At 64.9% G+C, this 855-nt stretch carries 1 protein-coding gene; it reads right to left on the bottom strand.

The features are described 5' to 3' along the window. Positions 1 to 855: bifunctional 2-methylcitrate synthase/citrate synthase (prpC, locus tag AC3FKH_RS34470; protein WP_488680162.1), on the bottom strand; the 855-nt coding region annotated here is incomplete at both ends.

Raw genomic sequence — 855 nt, forward strand, 5'->3', positions numbered from 1 at the left:
GGACCAGTGTAGTTGGCGCTCGGGCGGATGATCTTGTTATCGATGCGCTGCTCGATGATGTGCGCAGCCCAGCCCGACGTACGCGCGATCACGAACAGCGGCGTGAACATCGCGGTCGGCACGCCCATCATGTGATAGCTCACGGCGCTGAACCAGTCCAGGTTCGGGAACATCTTCTTGATGTCCCACATCACCGTTTCCAGGCGCTCGGCGATGTCGAACATCTTCATCGAGCCGGCTTCCTTCGACAGTTCGCGCGCGGTGGCCTTGATCACCTGGTTGCGCGGGTCGGCAATGGTGTACACCGGATGGCCAAAGCCGATCACGACTTCCTTGTTCTCCACGCGGCGGCGGATATCCGCTTCGGCTTCGTCGGCGTTGTCGTAGCGCTTCTGGATCTCGAAGGCCACTTCATTGGCGCCGCCGTGCTTCGGGCCGCGCAGCGCGCCGATCGCGCCGCAAATGGCCGAGTGCATGTCCGAGCCCGTGCCGGCGATCACGCGGCCGGTGAAGGTCGATGCGTTGAACTCGTGCTCCGCGTACAGGATCATCGAGGTGTGCATCGCGCGTTCCCACTGGGCCGACGGCTTCTTGCCGTGCAGCAGGTGCAGGAAGTGGGCGCCGATGGAGTCGTCGTCGGTCTCGACTTCGATGCGGCGGCCGTTGTGGCTGAAGTGGTACCAGTACAGCAGCATCGAGCCCAGGCTGGCCATCAGCTGGTCGGCGATGTCGCGCGCGCCCGGGGTGTTGTGGTCGTCCTTCTCCGGCAGCACGGTGCCCAGCACCGACACGCCGGTGCGCATCACGTCCATCGGGTGGGCCGAGGCCGGCACGCATTCCAGCGCGGCCTTGACG

The organism is Cupriavidus sp. 21MJTG02-4 (assembly GCF_057798975.1).